This window comes from Shewanella sp. SM32, from assembly GCF_025654235.1.
In the GTDB taxonomy this organism is placed as follows: domain Bacteria; phylum Pseudomonadota; class Gammaproteobacteria; order Enterobacterales; family Shewanellaceae; genus Shewanella; species Shewanella oncorhynchi.
Map to the genome: position 1 here is coordinate 1 of NZ_JAKKRO010000069.1, position 25968 is coordinate 25968.

41 protein-coding genes and 1 rRNA gene are annotated in these 25968 nt (G+C 45.6%); 8 read left to right on the top strand and 34 right to left on the bottom strand.

Going from position 1 to position 25968, the window contains the following annotated elements; all coding sequences use genetic code 11:
• The 5 genes from L5M10_RS20195 to L5M10_RS20215 form a co-directional block, all read right to left on the bottom strand.
• A 16S ribosomal RNA gene (locus tag L5M10_RS20195) occupies positions 1 to 194 on the bottom strand; the annotation flags it as partial.
• Positions 195 to 709: 515 nt separating this feature from the next.
• The gene (locus L5M10_RS20200; RefSeq protein WP_113941593.1) at positions 710 to 1297 is read right to left on the bottom strand and encodes a TlpA family protein disulfide reductase; all 588 of its coding nucleotides are present in this window, start codon (positions 1295 to 1297) and stop codon (positions 710 to 712) included.
• Positions 1294 to 1773 carry a heme lyase NrfEFG subunit NrfF gene (nrfF, locus tag L5M10_RS20205; RefSeq protein ID WP_105251045.1) on the bottom strand — a complete coding sequence of 160 codons (480 nt, stop codon included), beginning with the start codon at positions 1771 to 1773 and terminating at the stop codon, positions 1294 to 1296. Before nrfF ends, L5M10_RS20200 begins: the two co-directional genes overlap by 4 nt.
• Positions 1770 to 2324 carry a DsbE family thiol:disulfide interchange protein gene (locus L5M10_RS20210; RefSeq protein ID WP_105251044.1) on the bottom strand — a complete coding sequence of 185 codons (555 nt, stop codon included), beginning with the start codon at positions 2322 to 2324 and terminating at the stop codon, positions 1770 to 1772. The genes nrfF and L5M10_RS20210 overlap by 4 nt, the downstream gene beginning before the upstream one ends.
• A gap of 11 nt (positions 2325 to 2335) precedes the next feature.
• Positions 2336 to 4315, bottom strand: a complete 1980-nt coding sequence (locus tag L5M10_RS20215) for a heme lyase CcmF/NrfE family subunit (RefSeq protein WP_105251043.1) — start codon at positions 4313 to 4315, stop codon at positions 2336 to 2338.
• Positions 4316 to 4715: 400 nt separating this feature from the next.
• Here L5M10_RS20215 and ccmI point away from each other — a divergent pair, with 400 nt between their 5' ends.
• Positions 4716 to 5966: a c-type cytochrome biogenesis protein CcmI gene (gene ccmI, locus L5M10_RS20220; RefSeq protein WP_263149158.1), complete on the top strand. Its 1251-nt coding sequence runs from the start codon at positions 4716 to 4718 to the stop codon at positions 5964 to 5966.
• Between the two features lie 123 nt (positions 5967 to 6089).
• Positions 6090 to 7412: an IS4-like element ISSba6 family transposase gene (locus L5M10_RS20225; protein WP_263255790.1), complete on the top strand. Its 1323-nt coding sequence runs from the start codon at positions 6090 to 6092 to the stop codon at positions 7410 to 7412.
• A gap of 44 nt (positions 7413 to 7456) precedes the next feature.
• On the opposite strand, the gene L5M10_RS20230 is transcribed toward L5M10_RS20225, so the two are convergent.
• Positions 7457 to 7756, bottom strand: coding sequence for a c-type cytochrome (locus L5M10_RS20230; RefSeq protein ID WP_105251041.1), 300 nt, complete (start codon positions 7754 to 7756; stop codon positions 7457 to 7459).
• 318 nt (positions 7757 to 8074) lie between these two features.
• Here L5M10_RS20230 and ccmA point away from each other — a divergent pair, with 318 nt between their 5' ends.
• The 6 genes from ccmA to L5M10_RS20260 all read left to right on the top strand — a co-directional run bounded on the left by ccmA (position 8075) and on the right by L5M10_RS20260 (position 12000).
• Positions 8075 to 8725, top strand: a complete 651-nt coding sequence (ccmA, locus tag L5M10_RS20235; protein WP_131525727.1) for a cytochrome c biogenesis heme-transporting ATPase CcmA — start codon at positions 8075 to 8077, stop codon at positions 8723 to 8725.
• A gap of 11 nt (positions 8726 to 8736) precedes the next feature.
• The gene (ccmB, locus tag L5M10_RS20240) at positions 8737 to 9423 is read left to right on the top strand and encodes a heme exporter protein CcmB (protein WP_006079706.1); all 687 of its coding nucleotides are present in this window, start codon (positions 8737 to 8739) and stop codon (positions 9421 to 9423) included.
• Position 9424: 1 nt separating this feature from the next.
• Entirely contained in the window at positions 9425 to 10171 is a 747-nt protein-coding gene (locus L5M10_RS20245) for a heme ABC transporter permease (RefSeq protein ID WP_105251039.1), read from the top strand.
• The gene (ccmD, locus tag L5M10_RS20250) at positions 10171 to 10371 is read left to right on the top strand and encodes a heme exporter protein CcmD (RefSeq protein WP_105253042.1); all 201 of its coding nucleotides are present in this window, start codon (positions 10171 to 10173) and stop codon (positions 10369 to 10371) included. Before L5M10_RS20245 ends, ccmD begins: the two co-directional genes overlap by 1 nt.
• Entirely contained in the window at positions 10368 to 10856 is a 489-nt protein-coding gene (ccmE, locus tag L5M10_RS20255) for a cytochrome c maturation protein CcmE (RefSeq protein WP_105251038.1), read from the top strand. The genes ccmD and ccmE overlap by 4 nt, the downstream gene beginning before the upstream one ends.
• Positions 10857 to 10998: 142 nt before the next feature.
• Complete coding sequence (locus L5M10_RS20260; protein WP_263255791.1) at positions 10999 to 12000, top strand: ABC transporter substrate-binding protein; 1002 nt, start codon at positions 10999 to 11001, stop codon at positions 11998 to 12000.
• Between the two features lie 62 nt (positions 12001 to 12062).
• Here L5M10_RS20260 and rplQ read toward each other — a convergent pair whose 3' ends face one another.
• From rplQ to rpsJ, 28 genes are all read right to left on the bottom strand, one after another.
• Entirely contained in the window at positions 12063 to 12458 is a 396-nt protein-coding gene (rplQ, locus tag L5M10_RS20265) for a 50S ribosomal protein L17 (protein WP_006083573.1), read from the bottom strand.
• Positions 12459 to 12498: 40 nt separating this feature from the next.
• Positions 12499 to 13488 carry a DNA-directed RNA polymerase subunit alpha gene (locus L5M10_RS20270; RefSeq protein WP_006083574.1) on the bottom strand — a complete coding sequence of 330 codons (990 nt, stop codon included), beginning with the start codon at positions 13486 to 13488 and terminating at the stop codon, positions 12499 to 12501.
• 24 nt (positions 13489 to 13512) lie between these two features.
• Positions 13513 to 14133: a 30S ribosomal protein S4 gene (gene rpsD / locus L5M10_RS20275; protein ID WP_006083575.1), complete on the bottom strand. Its 621-nt coding sequence runs from the start codon at positions 14131 to 14133 to the stop codon at positions 13513 to 13515.
• A gap of 32 nt (positions 14134 to 14165) precedes the next feature.
• Positions 14166 to 14558: a 30S ribosomal protein S11 gene (gene rpsK / locus L5M10_RS20280; RefSeq protein ID WP_006083577.1), complete on the bottom strand. Its 393-nt coding sequence runs from the start codon at positions 14556 to 14558 to the stop codon at positions 14166 to 14168.
• Between the two features lie 15 nt (positions 14559 to 14573).
• Complete coding sequence (gene rpsM, locus L5M10_RS20285; protein WP_011787581.1) at positions 14574 to 14930, bottom strand: 30S ribosomal protein S13; 357 nt, start codon at positions 14928 to 14930, stop codon at positions 14574 to 14576.
• A 117-nt stretch (positions 14931 to 15047) separates the two neighbouring features.
• Entirely contained in the window at positions 15048 to 15161 is a 114-nt protein-coding gene (gene rpmJ / locus L5M10_RS20290; protein ID WP_006083579.1) for a 50S ribosomal protein L36, read from the bottom strand.
• A 21-nt stretch (positions 15162 to 15182) separates the two neighbouring features.
• Positions 15183 to 16523 carry a preprotein translocase subunit SecY gene (secY, locus tag L5M10_RS20295; RefSeq protein WP_007644459.1) on the bottom strand — a complete coding sequence of 447 codons (1341 nt, stop codon included), beginning with the start codon at positions 16521 to 16523 and terminating at the stop codon, positions 15183 to 15185.
• Between the two features lie 7 nt (positions 16524 to 16530).
• A complete protein-coding gene (gene rplO / locus L5M10_RS20300; protein ID WP_006083581.1) occupies positions 16531 to 16965 on the bottom strand; it encodes a 50S ribosomal protein L15 in 435 nt (144 codons plus the stop codon).
• Between the two features lie 3 nt (positions 16966 to 16968).
• Positions 16969 to 17151, bottom strand: a complete 183-nt coding sequence (rpmD, locus tag L5M10_RS20305; protein WP_006083582.1) for a 50S ribosomal protein L30 — start codon at positions 17149 to 17151, stop codon at positions 16969 to 16971.
• Positions 17152 to 17157: 6 nt separating this feature from the next.
• Positions 17158 to 17661: a 30S ribosomal protein S5 gene (rpsE, locus tag L5M10_RS20310; RefSeq protein WP_006083583.1), complete on the bottom strand. Its 504-nt coding sequence runs from the start codon at positions 17659 to 17661 to the stop codon at positions 17158 to 17160.
• 11 nt (positions 17662 to 17672) lie between these two features.
• Entirely contained in the window at positions 17673 to 18023 is a 351-nt protein-coding gene (gene rplR, locus L5M10_RS20315; protein ID WP_006083584.1) for a 50S ribosomal protein L18, read from the bottom strand.
• A gap of 10 nt (positions 18024 to 18033) precedes the next feature.
• Positions 18034 to 18567: a 50S ribosomal protein L6 gene (rplF, locus tag L5M10_RS20320; RefSeq protein ID WP_105251036.1), complete on the bottom strand. Its 534-nt coding sequence runs from the start codon at positions 18565 to 18567 to the stop codon at positions 18034 to 18036.
• A gap of 10 nt (positions 18568 to 18577) precedes the next feature.
• Positions 18578 to 18970, bottom strand: coding sequence for a 30S ribosomal protein S8 (gene rpsH, locus L5M10_RS20325; RefSeq protein ID WP_006083586.1), 393 nt, complete (start codon positions 18968 to 18970; stop codon positions 18578 to 18580).
• A 24-nt stretch (positions 18971 to 18994) separates the two neighbouring features.
• Positions 18995 to 19300 carry a 30S ribosomal protein S14 gene (gene rpsN, locus L5M10_RS20330; RefSeq protein ID WP_006083587.1) on the bottom strand — a complete coding sequence of 102 codons (306 nt, stop codon included), beginning with the start codon at positions 19298 to 19300 and terminating at the stop codon, positions 18995 to 18997.
• Between the two features lie 10 nt (positions 19301 to 19310).
• Positions 19311 to 19850 (bottom strand): 50S ribosomal protein L5, encoded by a 540-nt coding sequence (gene rplE, locus L5M10_RS20335; protein WP_006083588.1) that lies wholly within the window; start codon positions 19848 to 19850, stop codon positions 19311 to 19313.
• Between the two features lie 12 nt (positions 19851 to 19862).
• A complete protein-coding gene (rplX, locus tag L5M10_RS20340; RefSeq protein ID WP_006083589.1) occupies positions 19863 to 20177 on the bottom strand; it encodes a 50S ribosomal protein L24 in 315 nt (104 codons plus the stop codon).
• Positions 20178 to 20188: 11 nt separating this feature from the next.
• A complete protein-coding gene (gene rplN, locus L5M10_RS20345; protein WP_006083590.1) occupies positions 20189 to 20557 on the bottom strand; it encodes a 50S ribosomal protein L14 in 369 nt (122 codons plus the stop codon).
• Between the two features lie 180 nt (positions 20558 to 20737).
• Positions 20738 to 20986, bottom strand: coding sequence for a 30S ribosomal protein S17 (gene rpsQ / locus L5M10_RS20350; RefSeq protein ID WP_006083591.1), 249 nt, complete (start codon positions 20984 to 20986; stop codon positions 20738 to 20740).
• Positions 20986 to 21177: a 50S ribosomal protein L29 gene (gene rpmC, locus L5M10_RS20355; protein ID WP_006083592.1), complete on the bottom strand. Its 192-nt coding sequence runs from the start codon at positions 21175 to 21177 to the stop codon at positions 20986 to 20988. The genes rpsQ and rpmC overlap by 1 nt, the downstream gene beginning before the upstream one ends.
• The gene (gene rplP, locus L5M10_RS20360) at positions 21177 to 21587 is read right to left on the bottom strand and encodes a 50S ribosomal protein L16 (RefSeq protein WP_006083593.1); all 411 of its coding nucleotides are present in this window, start codon (positions 21585 to 21587) and stop codon (positions 21177 to 21179) included. Before rplP ends, rpmC begins: the two co-directional genes overlap by 1 nt.
• A gap of 11 nt (positions 21588 to 21598) precedes the next feature.
• Positions 21599 to 22291, bottom strand: a complete 693-nt coding sequence (gene rpsC, locus L5M10_RS20365; RefSeq protein WP_006083594.1) for a 30S ribosomal protein S3 — start codon at positions 22289 to 22291, stop codon at positions 21599 to 21601.
• Between the two features lie 9 nt (positions 22292 to 22300).
• Positions 22301 to 22633, bottom strand: coding sequence for a 50S ribosomal protein L22 (gene rplV / locus L5M10_RS20370; protein ID WP_006083595.1), 333 nt, complete (start codon positions 22631 to 22633; stop codon positions 22301 to 22303).
• A gap of 15 nt (positions 22634 to 22648) precedes the next feature.
• The gene (gene rpsS / locus L5M10_RS20375; RefSeq protein WP_006083596.1) at positions 22649 to 22927 is read right to left on the bottom strand and encodes a 30S ribosomal protein S19; all 279 of its coding nucleotides are present in this window, start codon (positions 22925 to 22927) and stop codon (positions 22649 to 22651) included.
• A 14-nt stretch (positions 22928 to 22941) separates the two neighbouring features.
• Positions 22942 to 23766 (bottom strand): 50S ribosomal protein L2, encoded by an 825-nt coding sequence (gene rplB / locus L5M10_RS20380; protein WP_006083597.1) that lies wholly within the window; start codon positions 23764 to 23766, stop codon positions 22942 to 22944.
• Between the two features lie 16 nt (positions 23767 to 23782).
• Positions 23783 to 24085, bottom strand: a complete 303-nt coding sequence (gene rplW, locus L5M10_RS20385) for a 50S ribosomal protein L23 (protein ID WP_025008843.1) — start codon at positions 24083 to 24085, stop codon at positions 23783 to 23785.
• On the bottom strand, positions 24085 to 24690 hold the full coding sequence (gene rplD / locus L5M10_RS20390; RefSeq protein ID WP_113941598.1) for a 50S ribosomal protein L4: 606 nt from the start codon (positions 24688 to 24690) through the stop codon (positions 24085 to 24087). Before rplD ends, rplW begins: the two co-directional genes overlap by 1 nt.
• Before the next feature lie 17 nt (positions 24691 to 24707).
• Positions 24708 to 25346 carry a 50S ribosomal protein L3 gene (rplC, locus tag L5M10_RS20395; protein ID WP_006083600.1) on the bottom strand — a complete coding sequence of 213 codons (639 nt, stop codon included), beginning with the start codon at positions 25344 to 25346 and terminating at the stop codon, positions 24708 to 24710.
• Positions 25347 to 25376: 30 nt separating this feature from the next.
• Positions 25377 to 25688: a 30S ribosomal protein S10 gene (gene rpsJ / locus L5M10_RS20400; RefSeq protein WP_006083601.1), complete on the bottom strand. Its 312-nt coding sequence runs from the start codon at positions 25686 to 25688 to the stop codon at positions 25377 to 25379.
• Between the last annotated feature and the right edge of the window lie 280 nt (positions 25689 to 25968).

Genomic DNA, 25968 nt, shown 5'->3' on the forward strand with positions numbered 1-25968 from the left:
CCCCCGTAGGGCGTATGCGGTATTAGCAGTCGTTTCCAACTGTTATCCCCCTCGACTGGGCAGATCCCTAGGCATTACTCACCCGTCCGCCGCTCGCCACCTCAGAAGTAAACTCCCTTGTGCTGCCGCTCGACTTGCATGTGTTAGGCCTGCCGCCAGCGTTCAATCTGAGCCATGATCAAACTCTTCAATTAAAGTTTTGTTGCTTCCGTCTTGCGACTTCAGCGGCTCAATGAATTCTGATTTTTTTTGTTTCTCGCTAAAGAAACAAACTGTACATATTGCTATGAACACTCATTGTTACATTGATTTAAATTTTTGACTGCCAACCCGAAGGCTAAGCAGTTTCGATTAACTCAACACCTGTGAGTGTCCACACAGATTTCTTGTTTTATCTTGTTAAAGAGCAACTCAACCTCATAAGAGAAGGTGAGTACCACACTGAGCGTCGAACGCTTCCAGTTGGCTAGGGCTGCGTATTCTACGCATTTTCCGTTTCACGTCAAGGAGTTTTTGCAAACTTTCTCAACACTCATCAATCAGTAAACACATCGATGAACTGTCACACCAGCCTGCTTAACGCTGCCTGCCGTGTCAGTGGATGCGCATTATAGGCAGTGAAACTTTTTGTGCAAGGGCTTTTTAAATGAAAAAAGATCGCATGGCGATCTTTTAAACAGCGGCGATTATTTTACATGCAAAGTGCCCATTAATTGGGCTTTTTGCTGCCTTTATCGATAAAACCTTGGATTAGCGAGACGGCTTTTACGTCATCCCAATCAACATAGGATCGAACAAAGGCAATTAATTGACCCTGTTGATCAAGAATAAAGGTCGCAGGAATCGTGTCGAGCGGAAAAACGTTCCCAAGACTTTGTGGTTGATCGTAGTAAGAGTTGAAATTCGCCATACCCAATGAACTTAAGAACGGCTGAACCTGCTGCTTACCTTCTGCATCAATAGAGATAGGCAGCACGACAAAATCTTCAGTCTTGAACTTAGTTGCTAACCTTTCGATTGCAGGCAACTCTCTGACACATGGCGGACACCAAGTCGCCCACATGTTAACCATAATGATCTTGCCTTTAAATTGGCTGAAGTCGATAGCTTTACCATCGACATCATTAAAGGCAACAGGCTCAATAGGAAAAGTCTTTGGCAGTACATTAATCAAATCAACCGTTGATTCCATCGGTTTAGCCGTTTGCTGCATACCAGGGTACGCATGCGCGACCCCAGCAACAAATACCGAAAGAATGGATGACAACATGAATGCCGTTATGACTTTATGCTTCATTTTGTATTGCGCTTTAGCAAGGTATCTAACTCGCGCTGATCTTCTGCGCTAATTTCGTTCGGCACATTACCGCCAATACGTTGCTTACGAATGAAGATGAATCCAATCACTAGACCCAGAAGTAATAAACCAATAGGACCTAACCAGAGAATGTAGGTCTTGGTTTCCATCTTAGGTTTATAGAGAACAAACTCACCATAACGACTGGTCATAAACTCGATGATCTCATCATCCCCTTTTCCTTCGTCAACCATCTTGAATACCTCAAGACGCAGATCTCGAGCAACGGGTGAATTGGAGTCGATCAAATTTTGGTTTTGACACTGTGGACAACGTAGTTCATGGGCCAAAGACAAACCGCGCTTTTGATTTTCAGGTGACTTGAATTCGTAAGTATCAACTGGTGTTGCCATGACAGCGGTCGTCATGCTGAACATCAGCACTAGACCACCTATGATTTTTATCAGCGTTCTCATGCTGCGCCATCCTTCGCTGCTTCAGCTTGTAATTGTTGGATCATAGGGTAAAGGGTTTCACTCCATACACGTTGGTCAATTGGACCTGCATAACGGAAACGGATAATACCGTTGTGATCAACAATAAAACTCTCTGGAGCACCATAAACGCCAAGATCTAATCCTAAACGCCCATCTTTATCATAAATATTAACGTTGTAGGGATCGCCCTGACGTTTTAACTCTTCTAACGCAGGAACACGCTCATCACGATAGTTGATCCCGTAAATTGGCAAAAGATTTTTACGTTTTAGCATCACTAAGAAAGGATGCTCATATTTACAAGATGGACACCACGTCGCCCATACGTTAAGTAATGATACCTTACCTTTTAATTGCTCATTCGTTATGATCTCAGCTGGTGTTTCTAGGCGTTCCAGTTGGAAAGCCGGAATAGGCTTCCCTTCCAGTGCTGAATCCAATTGCTGCGGATTCAGAAATAACCCTTTATATAGAAACACCCCCATGGCGAGAAATATGACCAATGGGATAAACAGAACCAACTTCTTCATACATTCCCCAATTATTGAGCCGTTGCCAATTTTGCCTTTTCGGCCAAAGGCGCGACGGCTGCAGTGACTTTCGCACGGTAACGTTTATCCGATGCAGCGAAGAATCCACCTATCATCATGAAAATTGCCCCAAACCATAACCAACGCACGAACGGCTTATAGTTTAAACGAACCGCAAATTCAGTGCTGGTAATAGGGTCACCCATAGTCACGTACAAGTCACGGAATAGACCCCAGTCAATACCGGCTTCTGTCATATCCATAGTTCGCACATTATATTGACGACGATCGGGTTTTAGTAATGTCAGTAGCTCATCGCCCTTGTAGATCTCTATCTGTCCCTGCTGTGCAGTGTAGTTAGGACCCACTACGTTTTTGGTCTCGAGATACTTAAAAGTATAACCGGCGAGCTCTTGGCTTACACCAGGTCCCATACGAACACTTTTCTCAATCGAGTAATTTGACACCATAGTGGCACCAATCACAGAAACGGCAATACCGAGATGCGCGAAGATCATACCAAGCTGACTACGGCCCATGCGACTGATGCTGATATCACCTTCTTTCGACTTGACCATGTTATAGGCCGCTCTTGCGGTAGCCAGAATAATCCAAGCAGCGGCAGCAATACCAAAGGTAACCCAAATATTGAATACACCATCGACGATAAATGGCGTCACAATACCGATAGCAGCAGCAATCATTGCTGGGATCAATAGCTGACGCTTAAGCTCGCCCGCTTTCGATTTTTTCCAACGAATAATTGGACCAATACCCATAAAGCCAAATAGCACTAATACGATAGGCACGAACACCGCATTAAAGTATGGGGGTCCAACAGAGATTTTACCCATGCCAAGCGCGTCGATGAGCAATGGATATAATGTACCCAATAGTACCGTACCTGCGGCAACCGTCAGTAGCACGTTACATACTAAGAGCATTGTTTCTTTAGACTTAAGCTCGAAACGGGCAGGACTACTCATTTCACTGGCACGTAAAGCAAACAGTGTTAATGAACCGCCAACAGCTAAACCAAGTAACAACAGGATGAACATACCGCGGCTTGGATCGGCTGCGAATGAATGCACTGAGGTTAATACACCAGAGCGAACAATAAAGGTACCAAGCAAACTTAAAGAGAAAGCGAAAATAGACAGTAATACAGTCCAGTTACGGAAGGCGCCGCGTTTCTCAGTCACAATCAAAGAGTGAACAAGCGCAGTACCCACTAACCAAGGCATAAAAGAGGCGTTCTCAACAGGATCCCAGAACCACCAACCGCCCCAGCCTAATTCATAATAAGCCCACCAAGATCCTAGTGCGATACCGCCCGTAAGGAAGGTCCAAGCAGCCAATGTCCATGGACGAGTCCAACGAGCCCATGCAGAATCGAGACGGCCGCTCATCAGCGCAGCAATCGCAAATGCAAAGCTTACAGAGAAGCCCACATAACCCAAGTACAACATAGGAGGATGGAAGATTAATCCCACGTCCTGCAGCATTGGATTTAAGTCACGACCTTCGGCTGGGATCGGGAATAAACGTTCAAATGGGCTAGATGTGAGTAGCATAAACAAACTAAAGCCAATCACAATAAGAGCCAATACTGCCAGCACACGGGCAGTAAACACTTCTTCTAAACCTTTGCTAAACAAGGCAACCGCAGCCGCCCAAGTTGATAAAGCAAACACCCAAAATAACAGTGACCCTTCATGACCGCCCCATACGGCCGAGATCTTAAAGAAGATAGGTAACTGAGAATTTGAATGATGTGCCACATAGGCGACCGAGAAATCATCGACGGCAAAACTATAAGCCAGCACGACAACAGATAAGGTAATAAAAAAGAACATTCCGTACGTTAATGGCCAAGCGTACCTAACAAGGTATTGGTCTTTTCTGGCAACACCTATTAGGGGGACGCTGATTAATAAGAAGGCAAAAGCCACCCCTATTATCAACGCAAAGTGTCCAAGTTCTGGGATCATGGGTTTTCCTCAGTCTTCAATAATATGTTGATTTAGAAAGACTCTATCTCAACGCACAACATGCTATTCACGCAAATGCACGAAATTTTGCTCATTTTAGTATTTGCTATTGTTCCTGTCTGCCTCTTTCGTACAAAACTGGGTTACTTGTCTCATTCTCAATTTTAGAGGTCGATGAAAGTCACGGAAGAGGCTCAGTTCTGCATGTGACCGACAAATGACACTTAAGTTTCATACAAAATTTACAAGAAGAATCAATTTGTGAACCAGTGCCCAACTATAAGCTTTCAGCACTGGGATTACCTTATATTACTGTTCAATGAACAATCTTTACGTATAATCTTGCTTCCAAGCCTAGCGGTTACTCCGCTTTCTGCAAACTAAAGTGAATATAGAAACAATGACGACATTTTGGATTTTTATTGCGCTTGTTATGTTAGTCGGCCTGATGCTGATTTGGATCCCGCACTTCAGACAGCAAAAATTGCTGAAAACGGAAGAAGCTGGAGTTCGTAAACAAACGAACCTTGAATTGTTCAATGAGCGCTTAGGCGTTCTTGAAAAAGAATTAAGTGAAGAGCTACTCGATCAAGCCGAATTTGATGCATTGAAGAAAGAACTGGAAATCAGTCTACTCCAAGACATCAAACAAGCGAGCGATGATTCACTGGTCAACCAAATAAAGCCAAAGACGATTCTGTGGCCGTCGATCATGTCAGTTTGTTTGATTGTTATCTCAGGCTATCTCTATCAACACTTAGGTGCCTTCGAGAATATTGATAGTGCTCAACAACCTGCGAATCCACATGCAGGAATGGATACGGCTCAAATCATGATGCAACGCGTGCAGATGATGGAAGCTCAAGTTAAAGCCGAGCCAGAAAACAGCCAACTGTGGTTTAGCTTAGGTCATGCTTATGTATCAGCAAACCAATACGATAAAGCGATTGCAGCTTTCGATAAAGTAATCGAATTAGTCGGAAAGCATGCAGAATTGCTCGGTCCAAAAGCAACGGCGATGTATTACAAAGCGGGTCAACAAATGACACCGCAAATCCAAGCTCTTATCGATGAGTCCTTAGCTATGGATGCCCAAGATCCTTCAACGCTACTGCTCGTGGGTATGGATGCTTTCTTTACTGCTGACTACAAGAAAGCCATCACCTCTTGGCAAACGATTTTAGATAGCGGTCGTGCCGACGTTGATCGTGCAGCTCTTATGAATGCAATCGAAACCGCTAACTTACGCATGCAGTCGGAAACCGCTGGCATGCCAAATGATGATGCACATAAGCAAGTCAAAGCGAGTGCTAAATCGGTCAATGTCACTATATCTATCTCTGCAGAACTTGCGGCTAAAGCCAGTCCAGAAGACACCATTTTCATCTTTGCCCGTGCAACTGAAGGACCTAAAGTCCCATTAGCTGCAACCAAAGTCAGTGCTAAGTCTTTCCCGATTACAGTGACATTAGATGACAGCAGCGGTATGGGTGGTGATGTGAAGTTAAGCGATGCAGCCAATGTGGAAGTGATCGCTGTGCTGTCTAAACAAGGTAATATCAAACCGCAAACGGGTGATATTCAAGGCAAGATCAGTAAAGTCGCCGTAGGCGATACAGCGAACCTAGTACTTGATACTCAAGTGCAATAAATCGCAGTTAATTGCAGATATAAAAAACCGGCTTTCGCCTAATGCCGATCAGTTAAGACAGATCGCTTGACGATCTCGCTGAAAAGATCAAAATCCGATGACCTCATGTCATCGGATTTTTTTATGCAACTCTCAGAAGCACTCGCCCGTACTCATATTACCCGCCTAACCGAATTCACCTGCTTAGCAGATGTGTTAGAACCTGAGTTAATTCAATCTTGCCTAGACTCTCAGGGCGTTGCGACGTTAAGACGGCGTAAATTGCCGATGGACGCGATGATTTGGGCCGTTATCGGAATGGCTTTGTTCCGAGGGGAATCTGTTCGGTCACTCATCAACAAACTCGACATTGTTTTGCCGCAAGAGATTGATTATGTTGCACGCAGCGCCGTGACTCAGGCGCGTAAACGATTGGGCAGTGAGGTTATTAGAGAAGTATTTAGTCGCAGCGCCAATACCTGGCACGCGAGAGCTGAACATCCTCATTGGTGCGGCCTTAACTTGTATGGTGTTGACGGTGTAGTGTGGCGGACACCCGATAGTGTCCAAAATCAAGCCGCCTTTGCGCGTACCGCAAACGCTTCAGGCGAAGCTGCTTATCCGCAAATTCGCATGGTTTGCTTGATGGAATTAAGCAGCCATTTGTTGGTCAACAGCGCCTTTGATTCGGTTGCCGAAAATGAAATGAACTTAGCATCCCAGCTCATTCCTAGCATTCCCAATTACAGCCTAACCCTATTTGACCGAGGATTTTACTCGCTCGGCCTGTTACACGCTTGGCAGCAAGCGCAACCTGATAGCCACTGGTTGTTGCCATTGAAGAAAGGCACTCAATATGAGGTGGTGCGAACGCTAGGAAAGCATGAYCAGTGGGTGAAACTCACCACTACACCTCARGCCAGAAAGAAATGGCCGCAGCTSCCTGAAACTCTTGAAGCGCGTTTATTGACTAAGACAGTGAAAGGTAAGYCAGTCGCCATTTTGACCTCGTTGACWGACCCGATGCGTTACCCCAGCGAAGACATCGTCGACTTATATGCCCATCGATGGGAAATMGAACTGGGCTACAGAGAGATGAARCAACATCTACTGGAGAGCCGTTTTACGCTCCGYAGTCARCTACCRGARCTGGTGACTCAAGAGYTRTGGGGCRTRCTRCTGGCCTAYAATCTMATYMGATATAAGATGTTRCTGATGGCYAAAAGCTTGCCATCGGTCCACCCCAATCAACTGAGTTTTCGRGATGCGGCGAGTTATATCATCTTCAAGTTGACACAACTGYCATCACAAACACCGGGGAATGTCCCGAGAGACGTATTGGATATAGAACGAAATGCACGGCAATTTAAGCTGGATGGTAAACGGGAAAGGGCATATCCACGAGTTCTTAAAATGAGCAAAAACAAGTTCCCGGTTAGACCAAAGAAAAATGCCGTTCACTCTTAAGTGAACGGCATTAGGCTTTCGCCGGTTTTTTTATATCTGAAGAATTACTTAGCTGTAGACATAAATTTGATAGCAGCTTTGTAATCATCATCAGTACAATCAGTACACATACCACCTGGTGGCATAGCATTCAGACCAGTTTTCACACTCTTCACTAGAGCGTCAACACCCTTAGCTAAGCGTGGTTCCCATTCTGCAGCGTTGTGTACTTTTGGAGCACCAGCAACACCCATGCTGTGGCATACGGTACATGCCTTATTATAAATAGCCTCAGCATCTTGAGCTGAAGCGTTAACTGACATAGTCAAAGCAGCGACAGCAGTCATTGCTAACAGTTTTTTCATGTTCAATGTTCCTAATGCAAATACGTACAAAGCTCGGCGCCGCCCTTACTTAGGCAGACTCATTATAGCCGACTAAGATTACTACAAACTTCAAGAAATCTCATCTTTTTGTGATTAGAATCTCAACACAAAATGAATCAGGCGACAAGGATGACAAATTCGTTAATATATTAGCAAGTCGTAAAAAAGTTCGATAAATATTGCGGTTATTGGAACCACATCATATTGCTGACATCTAGTGCAAACCAAGAGTAAACCCCCAATAACGTTTGTGTTAGAATGACTTGTGTTTCCTTCCGGCTTGAGATAGAGGGTTCAGTGACAAATATAACTAAAGAAACCACATTAGTGTCAGCCAGCAAGCTGACCTGTATCCGCGAAGAACGCATCCTTTTTGATGAGTTAAGTTTTGATATAAATGCCGGTGACATTGTTCAGATTGAAGGCCCTAACGGCGCAGGTAAGACCAGTTTATTACGCATATTGGCGGGCCTTTCTCGCCCCTATGCCGGACAAACTTTTTACATTAATGAAGACATAAACCGTTGCCGCGATGAATACAATGAAGACCTCTTGTATTTAGGCCATTTAGCTGGCGTGAAATGCGAGCTGACTGCCGAAGAAAACCTTAATTTCAATTTAAGAATCAGTGGTTATGATGACTTTGATACGTCAGAGATTTTAGCCAAAGTCAATTTAACGGGCTTTGAAGAAGCTCTCGCGGGGCATTTATCCGCAGGCCAGCATCGCAGAACAGCGCTATCAAGATTGTGGCATAGCAACTGTAAAATTTGGATACTTGACGAACCTTTTACTGCAATCGATAAAAAAGGCGTCGAAGAACTGGAGCAGTTATTTATTCAGCATGCGGATAATGGTGGCTGTGTGATCCTCACAACTCACCAAGATATGGGCATTATCACAGATGATAGGCTTCGTAAAATTCGTCTCGATTATCGCTTCATATAAGGTCAGGCTCAATGAAAAGAGGCATCAGTTTTACCCAAGCATTTTTCACCTTGCTGCAGCGAGATCTTAAAATTGCTATTCGCCACCGCGGCGACATTTTTAACCCACTGCTATTTTTTATTATGGTCGTTACCTTGTTTCCGCTGGGGATTGGACCAGAACCGCAAATGTTAGCACGTGTGGCACCGGGGATAATTTGGGTCGCCGCATTATTAGCATCAATGTTGTCACTTGAAAGGCTTTTCAAAGCCGACTTTAGTGATGGTAGCTTAGAACAAATGCTATTAAGCCCACAGCCATTAGCCATTCTCGTATTAGCTAAAGTGTTAGCCCACTGGATTTTAACTGGTGTGCCACTGATTATTATCGCACCACTGTTAGCGGTATTACTCAATCTAGACGGCAACAGCTACGGTGCGTTAATTTCGACGCTTGCGCTAGGCACGCCAGTATTGTCGCTGTTAGGTGCTATAGGTGTGGCATTAACCGTCGGTCTAAGGAAAGGCGGCGTGTTACTCAGCTTACTTATTTTGCCCTTATATATCCCAGTACTCATTTTTGCAACGAGTGCTATAGACGCGGCAGGAATGAATTTACCCTATGATGGTCAGCTCGCTATAATAGGCGCTATGCTGGTCGGATCGTTAACCTTAGCACCTTTTGCAATTGGTGCATCTCTGCGAGTGAGTACTAACTAAAATGTGGAAATGGTTACACCCTTACGCGGATCCTGAACGCGCATATAAATTATCAGGAACGTTATTTCCATGGTTTGCGATCTTAGCTGGTCTATTGATTGCTGTTGGCACTACATGGGGACTCGTCTTCGCGCCGACGGATTACCAGCAGGGTGATAGCTACCGTATTATCTTTATCCATGTTCCTGCCGCGTCTATGTCAATGGCGGCTTATATGGGTATGGCAACAGCGGCCTTTATCGGTCTAGTTTGGCAGATAAAACTTGCCGACTGGGCTGCAGCATCTATTGCTCCCATTGGCGCAGTGATCACCTTTATCGCACTCTTTACTGGAGCGGCATGGGGTAAACCTATGTGGGGTGCTTGGTGGGTATGGGATGCACGCTTAACTTCTGAGCTGGTATTACTATTCCTATATCTAGGTGTGATCTCGCTCTATGCCTCATTTGAGGATAAAGTGCTCGCAGCTCGTGCTGCAGGGATCTTAGCGATCGTCGGTGTGATCAATATTCCTATCATCAAATACTCTGTTGAATGGTGGAGCTCATTACATCAACCGTCGACAATACGCATTACCGAGAAATCGACAATGTCGACGGAAATGCTCTATCCACTGTTAATTAACATACTGGGCTTCGGTCTTATGATTGGCGCCATCACTATTGTTCGTTTTAGAGCAGAAATTTTAGCAAGAAATGGCATGCGCCCTTGGGTCCGTGAACTAGCTAAAGCGGAGGAGGTCAAATGATGCAATTCGATTCAATCAGTGATTTTTTTAATATGGGCGGCTATGCATTCTATGTATGGCTATCCTACGGAGTGACCTTCTTCTGCCTCTCTACGCTCATCATTACCAGCGCACGCCAAAAGCGTAAGGTGTTAATTGATATAGCGAAAAAGATGGATAGAGAAGAACGCCTAAAAGAAACCAGGAGTACTAAATCGTGAACCCAAGACGCAAAAAAAGACTGACATTAGCTGTAGCATTAATCGGTGGCGTTGCTGCGATTACTTCGCTTTTGCTCTATGCGCTGAACTCCAACTTGAACTTATTCTATACTCCGTCTGAAATTGTCCACGGCAAGACAGACACTGGCGTAAAACCTGAAATTGGCCAACGTATTCGTGTCGGCGGAATGGTGACTGTAGGTTCTATGGTGCGAGATCCCAAAAGCTTGCATGTCGAATTTGCAGTACATGACTCCCTCGGCGGTGAAGTACTGGTCACTTATGACGACCTATTGCCCGATCTTTTCCGTGAAGGACAAGGCATTGTTGCTCAGGGTGTACTGGGCGCTGATGGCAAACTAGAAGCAACTGAAGTACTGGCCAAGCATGATGAAAACTACATGCCACCAGAAGTCGCTGAAGCCATGGGCCAAAAGCACGAAAAGTTAGATTATAGCCAGCAAAAGGCACCAGATACTAAGTAGGTTATTGATGGATCAGCAATAGCGTACAAACTAAGCCTCCTAGCTTAATAACTAGTGAGGCTTTTTTATTATCTCAATATGCACAATTAAAGGTGGACTATACTCTAGGCAGCGCCAATACCTAAGATTGCATATGATTCAAATGAGACAACTAAACTCTAGTTTGCAACACATTCTAAGCTTCCTAATTATCTGCTTGATAGGCCTCTCTCAGGAAGCCAATGCTGCTAAAGTTGTTGTTATCGAAAGCTACCATCATAGCTATCAATGGGACAAAGAATACTATCAAGCGATTTATGACACGCTCAGCCCTCACCACGATGTTAGTTATTTCGAGATGGATACCAAACGCTTACCCCAAGAGCAATTTACTGAACGAGCTGACTTAGCATGGAAATACATTCAACAACAAGCACCTCAATTGGTTATTCTCGCCGATGATAATGCGGTTAATCTCTTACACCAGCGCCTAAATGACAGCCTAATCCCAGTAGTCTATTTAGGGGTGAACATGAATCCTAGAGAATATCATCTCAATGAACACAAACGCTTCACAGGCGTCATTGAGAGACCACTACTACGACGTTCACTACTGCTCATTCAACGTTTACTACCGCAAACTGTGCATAGAAAAATCTTAGTTCTATTCGACCAAGGAGTCACCTCTGACTCAGCGGCTGAATACATCAGTAAACAACACTCAAGCATGTTAGGCGATATCGAAGTTAATTTAGTGCAATTGTCACAGCTAACGGATTGGCAGCGGAATGTATTGACCGCGAGGGAACAGGGTTATAACGCTATAGTCGTGGCGCTATACCACACAGTTAGAGATGCAGATAATCGCTCAGTAGATGCAGATCAGCTCCTAAAATGGATATCTGAACATACTCCGGTACCGAATTTTGGGTTTTGGGGATTTAGTGTCTCTGCTGAAGGTAATATTGGTGGCTATGTTCTCGATGGCTATCATCATGGCAAGATTGCAGCGAATATGGCGACAAAAATACTCGACGGCGAGAAACCCGAAAATATTTTCCCAGTAACAGATGATCTTGGAAAATACATGTTTAGCCAGAAAGGCTTAGCTAAAACGGTAATATCGTCCTCCCAAAAGAAATCGAGAAAACCACACTTTGGGTAAAATAGTAAAAAAGGCATAAAAAAGCCGGGCTAATGCCCGGCTTTTTAAAAGTGTAACCTTAATTACTCAGCAGCTTCAACATCAACAGCTTGAGCAGCTTCTGGGCGACCAACTAGCTCGATGTAAGCCATAGGGGCTTTATCACCAGCACGTAAACCGCACTTAAGGATACGGGTATAGCCACCAGGACGTTCCTGGTAACGTGGACCCAACTCAGTAAATAACTTACCAACGACTTCAGCGTCGCGAGTACGTGCAAACGCTAAACGACGGTTTGCAACGCTGTCACTCTTAGCAAGTGTTATCAGAGGCTCAACTACGCGACGCAGTTCTTTCGCTTTAGCCACAGTTGTCTTGATTATCTCATGACGAACTAGTGAACCGGCCATGTTGCGAAACATGGCTTGGCGATGACTGCTGTTACGGTTTAGTTGACGACCACTCTTACGATGGCGCATGACCTAATCCTTATAACCTAAATCTGTACAAACCTGAGACTTATAGGTCGTCTGCTAAACTAGCTGGAGGCCAGTTTTCCAAACGCATACCTAACGACAGTCCGCGAGAAGCTAAAACATCCTTAATTTCAGTAAGAGATTTCTTACCTAAGTTCGGGGTTTTCAGCAACTCAACTTCAGTGCGCTGTACCAGATCTCCGATGTAATGAATCGCTTCGGCTTTCAAGCAGTTAGCCGAACGTACAGTTAGCTCTAAATCGTCGACAGGACGCAGCAGAATCGGATCGAATTCCGGTTTCTCTTCTTTCAGCTCTGGCTCAGTCACGTCACGTAACTCTACAAACGCATCTAGCTGTTCAGCCAGAATAGTTGCAGAACGACGGATAGCTTCCTCAGGATCGATAGTACCGTTTGTGGTCATATCAATAACGAGTTTATCTAAGTCAGTACGCTGTTCTACACGTGCTGCTTCTACATTGTAGGCAATACGTGCAACTGGCGAGAAAGAAGCATCAACCAGCAAGCGGCCGATTGGGCGATCATCGTCTTCGGTCTGTGCACGAGCAGATGCTGGTACATAACCACGACCACGCTCAACGCGAATACGCATGCTGATATCATTGTTACCTGTCAGATGACAGATAATATGATCAGGATTCACGATAGTGACATCACCATCATGCGTGATATCTGCTGCGATGACAGGGCCTGCGCCGGACTTGCTCAACGTAAGCATAGCCTCGTCTTTACCCTCGATGGTCACTGCTAACCCTTTCAGGTTTAACAAGATCTCAAGGATATCTTCTTGAACGCCTTCCTTACTGCTGTATTCGTGCAGTACACCGTCAATCTCGACTTCGGTAACCGCGCAGCCGGGCATAGACGACAATAGGATGCGACGCAACGCGTTACCTAAAGTGTGGCCGAAACCACGCTCAAGTGGTTCCAATGTAACCTTGGCACGTGTTGAGTTAACCTGCTCGATATCAACGAGACGCGGTTTAAGAAATTCTGTAACAGAACCCTGCATTGTGTCCTCTCTTGTTTGTTAGCCTTACTTAGAGTAAAGCTCGACGATCAGCTGTTCGTTAATTTCCGCAGACAAATCGCTACGTTCTGGAACGCGCTTGAAAGCACCTTCCATTTTCGCATTGTCGACTTCAACCCATGTAGGCTTCTCGCGTTGAGCTGCCACTTCTAAAGCCGCTTTAATACGAGCTTGAGTACGTGACTTCTCGCGGATGCTCACAACATCATTCGCAGACACTTTGAATGATGGAATGTTAACAACACGACCGTTAACCATAATAGATTTATGGCTTACTAGCTGACGTGATTCTGCACGAGTTGCACCGAAGCCCATACGATAAACAACGTTATCAAGACGGGTTTCTAAAAGCTGAAGCAGGTTTTCACCTGTGTTGCCTTTAGTACGTGCAGCATCTTTGTAATAGTTACGGAATTGTTTTTCTAACACACCGTAAATACGACGAACTTTTTGTTTTTCGCGTAACTGAGTACCGTACTCTGACAAACGTGGCTTACGAGCGCCATGTTGTCCAGGTGCAGTTTCCAGTTTACACTTTGAATCGATTGCTCTCACACCGCTTTTTAAGAAAAGGTCTGTACCTTCTCGGCGGCTGAGCTTGAGCTTGGGACCCAAGTATCTTGCCATGATCTTTCTCCAACTATCCTAATGAAACGGCGTTATACACGACGCTTTTTAGGAGGACGACAACCATTATGAGGGATCGGCGTCACATCGGTAATGTTGGTAATTTTATAACCAACAGCGTTCAGCGCACGAATGGCTGACTCACGACCTGGACCTGGACCCTTCACAAACACTTCAAGGTTTTTTAAACCGTAGTCTTGAGCAGCAGCACCTGCACGCTCAGCAGCCACCTGTGCAGCAAATGGAGTAGATTTACGTGAACCACGGAAACCTGAACCACCTGAAGTAGCCCATGACAACGCATTACCTTGACGATCTGTAATGGTGACAATAGTGTTGTTGAAAGAAGCATGGATATGAGCCATGCCATCTGCAACCTGTTTACGTACGCGCTTACGCGGAGAACGTGACGGAACTTTAGCCATTGCTTTACCTTCCCGTTACTTTCTAATAGGTTTACGTGGACCTTTACGCGTACGCGCATTGGTCTTAGTACGTTGCCCACGGAGAGGCAGGCTACGGCGATGGCGGAGACCACGATAACAACCAAGATCCATAAGACGCTTGATGTTCATTGAAATCTCACGACGTAAGTCACCTTCTACTAGGTATTTGGCGACTTCTTCGCGTAGTGTGTCTATTTGAGCTTCGCTCAATTCCTTGATCTTAGCAGTTTCAGCGATTGCTGTAGCCGCGCAGATTGCTCTAGCGCGAGTACGGCCGATGCCGAAAATTGCAGTCAATGCGATGACTGTATGCTTTTGATCAGGAATGTTAATGCCAGCGATACGGGCCACTATGCACTCCTTAAAGTTAAAGGCCAACTGCGAAAAGCCCGAAAGGATACTCGACAGTCGACAGATTTGCAAACAAAATTTTGTTCAGCCCAATTCATGGGCTGAACAAATTACTTTTTAGCCTTGACGCTGTTTGTGTTTTGGTTCAACACAGATAACGCGTACAACGCCACTACGCTTGACGATCTTGCAATTACGGCAGATCTTCTTCACGGAAGCTCGAACTTTCATTTCATCACTCCGTAAAGCTACTTAGCGACCAAAGCGATCTAAATTCGCTTTGTTAACTAGGTTAGCTTTCTTCATCACAGACTCATACTGATGAGACATCATATGCGTCTGAACCTGAGCCATGAAGTCCATGATTACGACTACCATAATTAGTAGTGAAGTACCGCCGAAATAGAACTGTACTTTCCACGCAATTAACATGAACTCCGGAATTAAGCAGATAAAGGTTATGTATAACGCGCCTGCCAATGTCAAACGGGTCATAACTTTATCAATGTAACGCGAAGTCTGTTCTCCAGGACGGATCCCAGGGATGAATGCACCACTCTTCTTCAAGTTATCTGCTGTTTCACGTGGGTTAAACACCAACGCAGTATAGAAGAAACAGAAAAAGATAATCGCTGTTGCATATAATAATGAGTAAAGCGGTTGTCCAGGTGACACAGCCAGTGAAAAATCACTTAACCATGACATGGACTCATTTTGACCGAACCACTGAGCCAGTGTTCCAGGAAACAAAATGATGCTTGACGCAAAAATTGGCGGAATAACACCTGCCATGTTTATTTTCAGCGGTAGATGGGTACTTTGCGCAGCGAACACCTTACGGCCTTGCTGACGCTTAGCATAGTTAACGACGATACGACGCTGACCACGTTCCACAAACACTACAAAATAAGTCACTGCAAACACAATTACCGCGAGCAACAACAATACTAACACATTCAAGTCACCTTGACGCGCCTGCTCAGCCGTTTGGCCGATAGCGGAAGGTAATCCAGCAACAATACCTGCGAAAATCAAAATCGAGATACCATTACCTATACCACGTTCGGTAATTTGCTCACCTAGCCACATAAGGAACATAGTTCCTGTCACTAAGCTCACAACCGCAACAAAATAGAATCCAAATCCAATGTTGACCACAAGGCCTGGCACTAAGTTTGGTAACCCGGTTGCAATACCGACCGACTGGAATGTACCCAGCACTAAGGTACCCCATCTGGTATATTGACTGATTTTCTTACGTCCTGATTCGCCTTCTTTTTTCAATTCAGCGAGTGCAGGATGTACGACAGTCAACAGTTGCATGATAATCGATGCCGAAATGTACGGCATAATACCTAATGCAAAGATAGAGGCACGCTCAAGGGCACCACCCGAGAACATGTTAAACATGCCAAGGATGGTTCCACTTTGCTGAGCAAACAGCTCTGCTAATACAGCTGCGTCAATACCAGGAATTGGCACAAACGAACCGGCTCTAAAGACGATAATCGCACCAATCACGAACAGGAGGCGAGCTTTCAATTCAGAAAGTCCACCTTTCGCGCTTTTTAAATCAAGTCCTGGTTTTGCCATCGACGTATTATTCCTCGATCTTACCGCCGGCAGCTTCAATAGCTGCACGTGCACCTTTGGTTACCTTCAGACCTTTAACAGTCACAGGGCGCTCAATGGTACCTGAAAGAACAATTTTCGCAAACTGGATGTTGCGAGTTATTACGTTCGCATCTTTCAGAGCGTTTAAGTCGATAACATCACCGTTAACTTTTGCCAGTTCGAGTACACGAACTTCAGCTGTTACCATAGCGCGACGCGAGGTAAAACCAAATTTAGGTAAACGGATTTTAAGTGGCATTTGACCACCTTCGAATCCTGGGCGTACACCGCCACCAGAGCGAGACTTTTGGCCTTTATGACCACGACCCGCTGTTTTACCTAGACCTGAGCCCATACCACGGCCTACACGCTTTGGTGCATGCTTAGAGCCTGCAGCTGGAGATAGAGTATTTAAACGCATCTATTAATCCTCCACCTTAACCATGTAGTAGACCTTGTTGATCATACCGCGAACAGAAGGAGTATCTTCTAATTCAACAGTGTGACCAATGCGACGCAAACCAAGACCCGTTAGGGTTGCACGGTGCTTCGGTAAACGACCGATACCGCTTTTAGTTTGAGTAACTTTTACAGTTTTAGTTGCCATGGTGCATTACCCCCGAATTTCGTCAACATTCAGGCCACGCTTAGCTGCGATTTGCGAAGGTGACTTCATGTGCACCAATGCATCGACAGTCGCGCGAACGATGTTGATCGGGTTAGTAGAACCGTATGCTTTTGACAGAACGTTATGCACGCCTGCTACTTCCAATACGGCACGCATTGCGCCACCGGCAATAATACCAGTACCTTGTGATGCAGGTTGCATGTACACAAGTGAACCAGTATGACGACCTTTAACTGGGTGATGCAGAGTACCTGCATTCAACTCAACGGTCACAATGTTACGACGAGCTTTTTCCATCGCTTTTTGAATCGCGGCTGGAACTTCACGTGCTTTGCCATAGCCATAGCCAATCTTACCGTTACCGTCACCCACTACTGTCAGTGCTGTGAAGCTAAAGATACGACCGCCCTTAACTACTTTAGAAACACGATTAACTGCAATTAATTTCTCTTGCAGATCGTCTTTTTGCTGAGCTTCTAATTTAGCCATTTTATAACCCCTTAGAACTTCAGGCCAGCTTCACGAGCTGCATCTGCTAAAGCAGCTACACGACCGTGATACTTGAAACCAGAACGATCGAACGCAACTGAAGTTACGCCTTTTTCGATCGCGCGCTCAGCAACAAATTTACCTACTGCTTTCGCTGCGTCTACGTTACCGGTACTCTTCAGTAGCTCTTTAACCGCTTTTTCTACGGTTGAAGCAGCTGCCAACACCTGAGCTTCAGGATTGATCACCTGAGCATAAATGTGACGCGGTGTACGATGTACAACCAGACGGTTCACGCCCAGCTCTTGGATCTTCTTACGAGCGCGAGTAGCGCGACGTAAGCGAGATGTTTTCTTATCCATATCGCGTTACCTACTTCTTCTTAGCCTCTTTACGGCGTACTACTTCGTCGTCATAGCGAACACCTTTGCCTTTGTATGGCTCTGGTGGACGGTATCCGCGAATCTCAGCAGCGACTTGGCCAATTAACTGTTTATCAACGCCACGTAGGACGATGTCAGTTTGGCTAGGGCACTCTGCAGTAACGCCTGCGGGCAGTTTGTGTACTAACGGATGAGAGAAACCTAAAGTAAGGTCAATATCAGCACCGACGAGTTTCGCACGGTAACCAACGCCAACTAACTTTAACTTACGCTCAAAACCTTGAGATACACCAACAACCATGTTGTTTACTAATGCACGAGTTGTACCAGCCTGTGCCCAAGCGTTAACAACGCCTTCAACAGGGAGGAACTTAACTACGCCGGCTTCAATAACAACATTGACCGCATTGTTGATCACTCGAGTCAGACTACCTTTTCCGCCTTTGACGGTAAGGGTCTGTTCGTTCAAGGTCACCTCTACGCCAGCTGGAATAGATACTGGTGCTTTTGCTACACGAGACATTCCTAGCTCCTTAAGCTACGTAGCAGATAACCTCGCCACCCATGCCTGCAAGGCGGGCGGCACGATCAGTCATCAAGCCTTTAGAAGTGGACACAATTGCGACACCCAGACCGCCCATCACCTTTGGAAGTTCGTTTTTACCTTTGTAAATACGAAGACCAGGGCGACTTACACGCTGGATAGTCTCAACGACTGGTTGGCCTTGGAAATACTTTAAAGTAACTTCCAGTTCAGGCTTGGCTTCATCTGCTACGGCGTAATCAGCAATATAACCTTCATCTTTAAGTAGTTTCGCAATTGCGACTTTCAACTTAGCTGAAGGCATCTTCACTGATACGTGGTTAGCAGCTTGGCCGTTACGAATACGGGTTAACATATCCGCAATAGGATCTTGCATGCTCATATTAGCTTACTCCGTGACAAGTGCTTACCAGCTGGCCTTACGCAGGCCAGGAACTTCACCACGCATGGTTGCTTCACGTAATTTGATACGGCTTAAGCCGAATTTACGTAAGAAGCCATGAGGGCGACCAGTTTGATTACAACGATTGCGTTGACGCGCAGCGCTGGAATCACGTGGTAGAGCTTGCAGCTTAAGAACCGCATCCCAACGATCTTCGTCAGAAGAAGCTGGACTTGCAATGATAGTCTTAAGAGCCGCACGCTTTTCAGCGTACTTGGCCACGAGCTGTGCACGTTTAGCTTCACGTGCTTTCATTGATGTTTTTGCCATTACGCTACCCTTATTTCTTGAATGGGAAGTTAAAAGCGTCTAACAAAGCACGACCTTCTTCATCATTCTTCGCAGTAGTAGTGATAACAATATCCATACCACGAATCTTATCGATTTTATCGTAATCGATTTCTGGGAAGATGATCTGCTCACGCACGCCCATTGCGTAGTTACCACGGCCGTCAAACGCTTTAGCGCTTAAGCCACGGAAGTCACGAATACGTGGGATTGCGATATCGACTAAACGCTCTAAGAATTCCCACATACGCTCACCGCGTAGGGTCACTTTACAGCCAATAGGGTAGCCTTCACGGATTTTAAAACCAGCAACTGACTTACGAGCGACAGTCACAACTGGCTTTTGACCAGCGATTGCAGTCATATCACGGACAGCATGGTCCATGATTTTCTTGTCTGCAACAGCTTCGCCAACACCCATGTTCAGGGTGATTTTCTCAATCCGAGGGACTTGCATGACACTGGTATAACCGAACTTTTTAGCAAGTTCAGCGACAACAGTCTCTTGGTATTTATCATGCAGTTTCGCCATCGTTTACTCCAATTACTTAACGAGTTCACTGTTCGATTTGAAGAAACGAACTTTTTTGCCGTCTTCAAAGCGGAAACCAACGCGATCAGCTTTGCCAGTGGCAGAGTTGAAAATCGCTACATTTGATGCTTGTATCGGTGCTTCTTTCTCAACAATACCGCCAGCTACGCCCAATTGTGGGTTTGGCTTTTGGTGTTTTTTGACAAGATTGATGCCTTCAACAATCAATTTACCAGTAGGAAGGACTTGAGAAACTTTTGCACGTTTACCCTTGTCTTTACCTGCTAATACAATCACTTCGTCTTCACGACGTATTTTAGCTGCCATTTTGAAGCTCCTTACAGTACTTCTGGTGCCAGCGAGACAATTTTCATAAATTGCTCATTACGCAATTCACGTGTCACTGGTCCAAAGATACGAGTACCAATCGGCTGCAGGTTGTTGTTCAAAAGAACAGCTGCATTCCGATCGAAGCGAATGACAGAACCGTCTGGACGACGTACGCCTTTCTTAGTACGGACTACCACCGCGTTATACACATCGCCTTTCTTCGCTTTAGCGCGAGGAATCGCTTCTTTAACAGAAACTTTGATGATGTCGCCGATACCGGCATAACGACGATGAGAGCCACCCAAGACCTTAATACACTGAACTCTGCGTGCGCCGCTGTTACAAGCAACGTCAAGAGTCGATTGCATTTGGATCATTTTAAGTGCTCCGCTATCGTTACTACACAATTCCCACTATGGGACAATAAAAACACTCATTTTTGCTATTAATTTAGTCAAAAATGGCGCGCAAATATAACACCATAAAAGTGGAATGTATAGTATTAAAAAACAAACGGCCCCACATTCTGGAGCCGTTTACCTAAATACCTAATTAACTTAGGCCTTTGATACTACTTCAACCAGGGTCCAAGACTTAGTCTTAGACAAAGGACGACATTCGCGAATCGCTACTAAATCGCCTTCATTGCACTGATTCGTTTCGTCATGTGCATGGATCTTTGTCGTACGCTTAATGTATTTCCCATAAATTGGGTGTTTCACTTGGCGTTCGATAGCAACAGTAATGGACTTGTCCATTTTGTTGCTAGTTACACGACCCTGCAAAGTACGGATTTTATCAGACATTATGCACCCGCCTTAGAAGTAATAATGGTCTTAACGCGCGCAATGTTACGGCGCACCAATTTCAGTTGATTAGTCTGAGTCAACTGACCAGTGGCGTGTTGCATACGCAGGTTGAACTGCTCACGCAGCAGACCAAGTAGTTCAGCGTTCAGTTCTTCAACGCTCTTTTCTCTCAGTTCGCTCGCTTTCATTACATCACCGTCTTAGTTACGAAGGTAGTCTTAATTGGAAGCTTGGCAGCAGCCAAAGCAAACGCTTCACGAGCGATCACTTCAGAAACACCATTCATCTCATAAAGAACCTTACCAGGTTGAATCTGACATACCCAGTATTCAACGTTACCTTTACCTTTACCCATACGCACTTCAAGAGGCTTAGAGGTAATCGGCTTGTCCGGGAAAACTCGAATCCAAATTTGTCCCTGACGCTTAATGTGACGTGTCATGGCACGACGTGCAGATTCGATCTGACGTGCAGTTAAACGGCCACGGCCGACTGCTTTCAGACCAAAAGTACCAAAGCTAACTTCGGTACCGTTCGCTAGACCGCGGTTGCGGCCTTTGAACATCTTGCGAAACTTCATACGTTTAGGTTGCAGCATTGCCGGCTCTCCTATTTACCACGAGGCTTGCGCTTAGGTTGCTGCTGCTTCGGCTCTTCAATCTGTGGCAGCATTCCGTCTAGAACTTCACCTTTGAAGATCCAAACTTTAACGCCAATCACACCGTATTGGGTGTGACTTTCAGATGTAGAATAGTCGATATCAGCACGCAAAGTATGTAAAGGTACACGACCTTCACGATACCACTCATCGCGCGCAATCTCAGCTCCGCCTAAACGGCCACTAACTTGTACTTTGATACCTTGAGCACCAATACGCATTGCGTTTTGAACTGCGCGCTTCATAGCACGACGGAACATTACGCGACGCTCTAATTGCTGTGCAATTGAGTCAGCAACTAACTTGGCATCTAGCTCAGGTTTACGGATCTCAGCGATGTTAATTTGAGCAGGAGTGCCAGCAAGTTTTGACACTGCTGCACGCAATACTTCAACGTCTTCACCTTTCTTACCGATCACAACACCTGGACGGGCAGTGTGAATGGTAACGCGGATGCTTTTCGCTGGACGCTCGATAACAATCTTAGATACTGAAGCAGCTTGTAATTTCTCTACAAGAAACTTACGCACTTCCCAGTCGCTGTTCAGGTTACTTGCGTAATCTGATTTATCTGCGTACCAGGTAGAGATCCAAGGCTTGGTGATACCCAGACGGATACCATTAGGATGTACTTTCTGTCCCATTGCTCTCTCCTAGCGATCTGATACAACCACAGTAATGTGGCTGGTACGCTTCATGATACGATCAGCGCGGCCTTTAGCACGTGGCATGATACGCTTCATAGTTGGGCCTTCATCTACGAAGACGGCTCCGACTTTAAGCTCATCAATATCCGCGCCTTCGTTGTGTTCGGCGTTTGCGATAGCTGAGTCAAGTACTTTTTTAACCAGTACGGCGGCTTTCTTGGGGCTGAAAGTCAAAATTTCGAGGGCCTTAGCAACAGGCAATCCACGAATTTGATCAGCAACCAGACGGGCCTTCTGCGCAGACGTACGGGCAAAACGATGTTTAGCTAAAACTTCCATCTTATTCCTCCCGTATTAACGCTTCTTCGCTTTCTTATCTGCAGCATGGCCGCGATAAGTGCGAGTTGGTGAAAATTCACCAAGTTTGTGGCCGATCATTTCGTCAGTTACGAACACAGGAACGTGCTGACGACCATTATGGACAGCGATGGTCAAACCAATCATATTTGGAATGATCATAGAGCGACGTGACCAAGTCTTAATAGGCTTTTTGTCACCGGCTTCCATCGCTTTCTCTACCTTCTTCAGCAAGTGCAGGTCAATGAAGGGACCTTTCTTGAGAGAACGTGGCATGGCGAATCCTCTTACTATTTATTACGACGACGTACGATGTACTTGTCAGTGCGCTTGTTACTACGAGTTTTATAACCCTTAGTTGGCACACCCCATGGAGTCACTGGGTGACGACCACCAGAAGTACGGCCTTCACCACCACCGTGTGGATGGTCTACTGGGTTCATTGCAACACCACGCACTGTAGGACGTATGCCTCTCCAGCGCTTAGCACCTGCTTTACCTAACTGGCGTAGCATGTGTTCGGCATTACCAACTTCACCAAATGTCGCGCGGCAATCAACTGGCACTTTACGCATTTCGCCAGAGCGAAGACGTAGAGTGGCATATGCGCCATCACGAGCAACAACTTGTACATAAGCACCTGCAGAACGAGCGATCTGAGCACCTTTACCAGGCTTCATTTCAACTGCGTGAACTACAGAACCTACTGGGATGTTGCGCAGTGGCATAGCGTTACCGGTTTTGATCTCGGCAGCAACACCAGACTGGATCTTATCGCCAGCTTGCATGCCTTTGGCAGCAAGAATATAACGACGCTCACCATCCGCATACAATACTAACGCGATGTTAGCAGTACGGTTTGGATCATATTCCAGACGCTCAATCTTTGCAGGGATACCATCTTTATCGCGTTTGAAGTCGATTAGACGATAATGCTGCTTATGACCACCACCTACGTGACGGACAGTGATACGGCCAGTATTGTTACGGCCACCACTTTTAGATTTTTTCGCCAACAAGCCAGCAAAAGGTTTACCCTTGTGCAGGTCAGTGTTCACCACTTTAACTACGTGGCGACGACCTGGAGAGGTTGGCTTACACTTAATAACTGCCATGATAATTCTCCTTTGCTTACTCAGCGCCGCCGACGAAATCGATGTCAGCACCAGCAGCTAGAGTCACATAGGCTTTTTTCCAATCGCTACGACGACCAGTACGGCCACCAGTGCGTTTAGTTTTGCCTTTGCTCACTAAAGTGCGAACTGAATCAACTTCAACTTCAAATAGCTTAGCAACAGCAGCTTTAATTTCAGCTTTAGTTGCATCGATAGCTACGCGGAAAACAACAGTGTTGTGCTTCTCAGCGTTCACAGTGCTCTTTTCAGAGATATGTGGAGCGAGAATAACTTTTAGCAAACGTTCTTCGCGGATCATCATGCTAGCATCTCCTCGATTTGCTTCACTGCGTCAGCAGTCACAAGCACAGTGTTGAAGGCGATCAGACTCACTGGGTCTAGACCCGCTACATCACGAACGTCAACCTTGTACAGGTTACGAGCTGCTAAGAATAAGTTCTCATCAACTTCTGCAGTCACAATCAGAACGTCTTCAAGGTTCATTGCTTTCAATTTAGCTTTCAGCTCTTTAGTTTTAGGAGCTTCAACACCGAAAGATTCAACAATAACCAAACGCTCTTGACGTACCAATTCAGACAGAATGCTTCTCAGCGCGCCGCGGTACATCTTTTTGTTAACTTTTTGGCTGTGATCTTGGGTTTTAGCAGCGAATGTTACGCCACCGCCACGCCAGATTGGGCCTTTAACAGAACCAGCACGAGCACGGCCAGTTCCTTTTTGGCGCCAAGGCTTTTTGCCTGAGCCAGTTACTTCCGCACGAGTCTTTTGAGCACGAGTGCCCTGACGCGCGTTTGCAGCGTATGCTACAACTACCTGATGAACCAGTGCCTCGTTAAAGTCACGGCCGAAGGTAGTTTCGGAAACTTCAAGAGCGCTTTGCGCGTCTTTCAATACCAATTCCATTACTATCTCCTCAGACCTTAAGCTTTAACGGCAGGCTTGATAATCAAGTCGCCATTGGTAGCGCCAGGAACAGCGCCACGGACTAGTAGCAGGTTACGCTCAACATCTACACGAACAACAACTAGATTTTGAGTAGTAACACGCTCGGCACCCATATGGCCTGACATTTTTTTGCCTTTGAATACGCGACCAGGCGTTTGGTTCTGACCGATAGAACCATTCGAGCGGTGCGACAAAGAGTTACCGTGAGTCATATCTTGAGTACGGAAGTTCCAACGCTTAACGCCGCCTTGGAAGCCTTTACCTTTTGATTGACCAGTAACATCAACTTTCGCTACGTCTGCGAAAATATCAACATTTAGCTCAGCACCAACTTCAATGCCCTCGCCTTCACCGTCTACCAAACGCATTTCCCACAAACCACGACCGGCTTCAACGCCGCTCTTGGCAAAGTGACCTGCTTCTGGTTTAGTGATGCGATTGGCTTTTTTGGTGCCAGTTGTAACTTGAAGTGCACGGTAGCCGTCAGTTTCTAAAGTTTTCACTTGAGTAACACGGTTGCCTGCAACTTCAATTACAGTAACTGGTATTGAAACACCATCTTCAGTGAAGATGCGAGTCATACCAACTTTACGACCAATAAGACCGATAGCCATCTCTCAAACCTCTTCTTACTAGGATCTCAATTAACCCAAGCTAATCTGTACGTCGACACCAGCCGCAAGATCTAAACGCATTAATGCGTCAACAGTCTTTTCAGTTGGCTCTACGATGTCAACCAGGCGCTTGTGTGTACGTAATTCGTACTGGTCACGAGCATCTTTATTAACGTGCGGAGAGATCAAAATGGTATAACGCTCTTTGCGAGTAGGTAGTGGAATTGGACCACGAACCTGCGCGCCTGTACGCTTAGCAGTTTCAACGATTTCCGCTGTAGACTGATCAATTAAGCGATGATCAAATCCCTTTAAGCGGATACGGATTCTTTGGTTCTGCATTGACCAGAGCTCCTAAAATGGACATATAAAAAATCACCCTCTAGCTTCTTCAATATAGAAAAGCAGAGCGAGATGATTTAACCGTTCGACTCCCAATCGGAGTCGCTATGATAATGATTAACTTCAGCGACTAATCATTTAATTCGTCAACCTAAGTCGACGAGGGGGCCATTATACCTATCTAAATCCGGATATCAAGCCCGCTGTGTAAATAGTCATCAAATAACTATTTAACTTCAGAGTGGCGAGCATTTTACACAAATTTGTGAATAAAACCAGC

Bases quoted from the DNA above. Each gene is read 5' to 3' on its own strand.
- rplR (WP_006083584.1), bottom strand. From the start codon at position 18,023: ATGGATAAGAAAACATCTCGCTTACGTCGCGCTACTCGCGCTCGTAAG.
- L5M10_RS20230 (WP_105251041.1), bottom strand. From the start codon at position 7,756: ATGAAAAAACTGTTAGCAATGACTGCTGTCGCTGCTTTGACTATGTCA.
- rpsE (WP_006083583.1), bottom strand. From the start codon at position 17,661: ATGGCTAAATTAGAAGCTCAGCAAAAAGACGATCTGCAAGAGAAATTA.
- rpsQ (WP_006083591.1), bottom strand. From the start codon at position 20,986: ATGTCTGATAAAATCCGTACTTTGCAGGGTCGTGTAACTAGCAACAAA.
- rpmC (WP_006083592.1), bottom strand. From the start codon at position 21,177: ATGAAAGCGAGCGAACTGAGAGAAAAGAGCGTTGAAGAACTGAACGCT.
- L5M10_RS20200 (WP_113941593.1), bottom strand. From the start codon at position 1,297: ATGAAGCATAAAGTCATAACGGCATTCATGTTGTCATCCATTCTTTCG.
- rplQ (WP_006083573.1), bottom strand. From the start codon at position 12,458: ATGCGCCATCGTAAGAGTGGTCGTCAACTAAACCGTAACAGCAGTCAT.
- rplV (WP_006083595.1), bottom strand. From the start codon at position 22,633: ATGGAAGTTTTAGCTAAACATCGTTTTGCCCGTACGTCTGCGCAGAAG.
- rpsC (WP_006083594.1), bottom strand. From the start codon at position 22,291: ATGGGACAGAAAGTACATCCTAATGGTATCCGTCTGGGTATCACCAAG.
- L5M10_RS20210 (WP_105251044.1), bottom strand. From the start codon at position 2,324: ATGAAGAAGTTGGTTCTGTTTATCCCATTGGTCATATTTCTCGCCATG.
- ccmD (WP_105253042.1), top strand. From the start codon at position 10,171: ATGCAATTCGATTCAATCAGTGATTTTTTTAATATGGGCGGCTATGCA.
- rpsS (WP_006083596.1), bottom strand. From the start codon at position 22,927: ATGCCACGTTCTCTCAAGAAAGGTCCCTTCATTGACCTGCACTTGCTG.
- rpsK (WP_006083577.1), bottom strand. From the start codon at position 14,558: ATGGCTAAAGTTCCGTCACGTTCTCCGCGTAAGCGCGTACGTAAACAG.
- rplD (WP_113941598.1), bottom strand. From the start codon at position 24,690: ATGGAATTGGTATTGAAAGACGCGCAAAGCGCTCTTGAAGTTTCCGAA.
- rplO (WP_006083581.1), bottom strand. From the start codon at position 16,965: ATGCGTTTAAATACTCTATCTCCAGCTGCAGGCTCTAAGCATGCACCA.
- rplE (WP_006083588.1), bottom strand. From the start codon at position 19,850: ATGGCGAAACTGCATGATAAATACCAAGAGACTGTTGTCGCTGAACTT.
- ccmI (WP_263149158.1), top strand. From the start codon at position 4,716: ATGACGACATTTTGGATTTTTATTGCGCTTGTTATGTTAGTCGGCCTG.
- rplX (WP_006083589.1), bottom strand. From the start codon at position 20,177: ATGGCAGCTAAAATACGTCGTGAAGACGAAGTGATTGTATTAGCAGGT.
- ccmB (WP_006079706.1), top strand. From the start codon at position 8,737: ATGAAAAGAGGCATCAGTTTTACCCAAGCATTTTTCACCTTGCTGCAG.
- rplW (WP_025008843.1), bottom strand. From the start codon at position 24,085: ATGATCCGCGAAGAACGTTTGCTAAAAGTTATTCTCGCTCCACATATC.
- rplP (WP_006083593.1), bottom strand. From the start codon at position 21,587: ATGCTGCAACCTAAACGTATGAAGTTTCGCAAGATGTTCAAAGGCCGC.
- rpmJ (WP_006083579.1), bottom strand. From the start codon at position 15,161: ATGAAAGTTCGAGCTTCCGTGAAGAAGATCTGCCGTAATTGCAAGATC.
- nrfF (WP_105251045.1), bottom strand. From the start codon at position 1,773: ATGAGAACGCTGATAAAAATCATAGGTGGTCTAGTGCTGATGTTCAGC.
- L5M10_RS20260 (WP_263255791.1), top strand. From the start codon at position 10,999: ATGAGACAACTAAACTCTAGTTTGCAACACATTCTAAGCTTCCTAATT.
- L5M10_RS20245 (WP_105251039.1), top strand. From the start codon at position 9,425: ATGTGGAAATGGTTACACCCTTACGCGGATCCTGAACGCGCATATAAA.
- rpsD (WP_006083575.1), bottom strand. From the start codon at position 14,133: ATGGCAAGATACTTGGGTCCCAAGCTCAAGCTCAGCCGCCGAGAAGGT.
- rplC (WP_006083600.1), bottom strand. From the start codon at position 25,346: ATGGCTATCGGTCTTATTGGTCGTAAAGTTGGTATGACTCGCATCTTC.
- rpsJ (WP_006083601.1), bottom strand. From the start codon at position 25,688: ATGCAGAACCAAAGAATCCGTATCCGCTTAAAGGGATTTGATCATCGC.
- L5M10_RS20270 (WP_006083574.1), bottom strand. From the start codon at position 13,488: ATGCAGGGTTCTGTTACAGAATTTCTTAAACCGCGTCTCGTTGATATC.
- rplF (WP_105251036.1), bottom strand. From the start codon at position 18,567: ATGTCTCGTGTAGCAAAAGCACCAGTATCTATTCCAGCTGGCGTAGAG.
- rpsH (WP_006083586.1), bottom strand. From the start codon at position 18,970: ATGAGCATGCAAGATCCTATTGCGGATATGTTAACCCGTATTCGTAAC.
- rpmD (WP_006083582.1), bottom strand. From the start codon at position 17,151: ATGGCAACTAAAACTGTAAAAGTTACTCAAACTAAAAGCGGTATCGGT.
- rplN (WP_006083590.1), bottom strand. From the start codon at position 20,557: ATGATCCAAATGCAATCGACTCTTGACGTTGCTTGTAACAGCGGCGCA.
- rpsN (WP_006083587.1), bottom strand. From the start codon at position 19,300: ATGGCAAAAACATCAATGAAAGCACGTGAAGCTAAACGTGCACAGCTC.
- rplB (WP_006083597.1), bottom strand. From the start codon at position 23,766: ATGGCAGTTATTAAGTGTAAGCCAACCTCTCCAGGTCGTCGCCACGTA.
- secY (WP_007644459.1), bottom strand. From the start codon at position 16,523: ATGGCAAAACCAGGACTTGATTTAAAAAGCGCGAAAGGTGGACTTTCT.
- L5M10_RS20215 (WP_105251043.1), bottom strand. From the start codon at position 4,315: ATGATCCCAGAACTTGGACACTTTGCGTTGATAATAGGGGTGGCTTTT.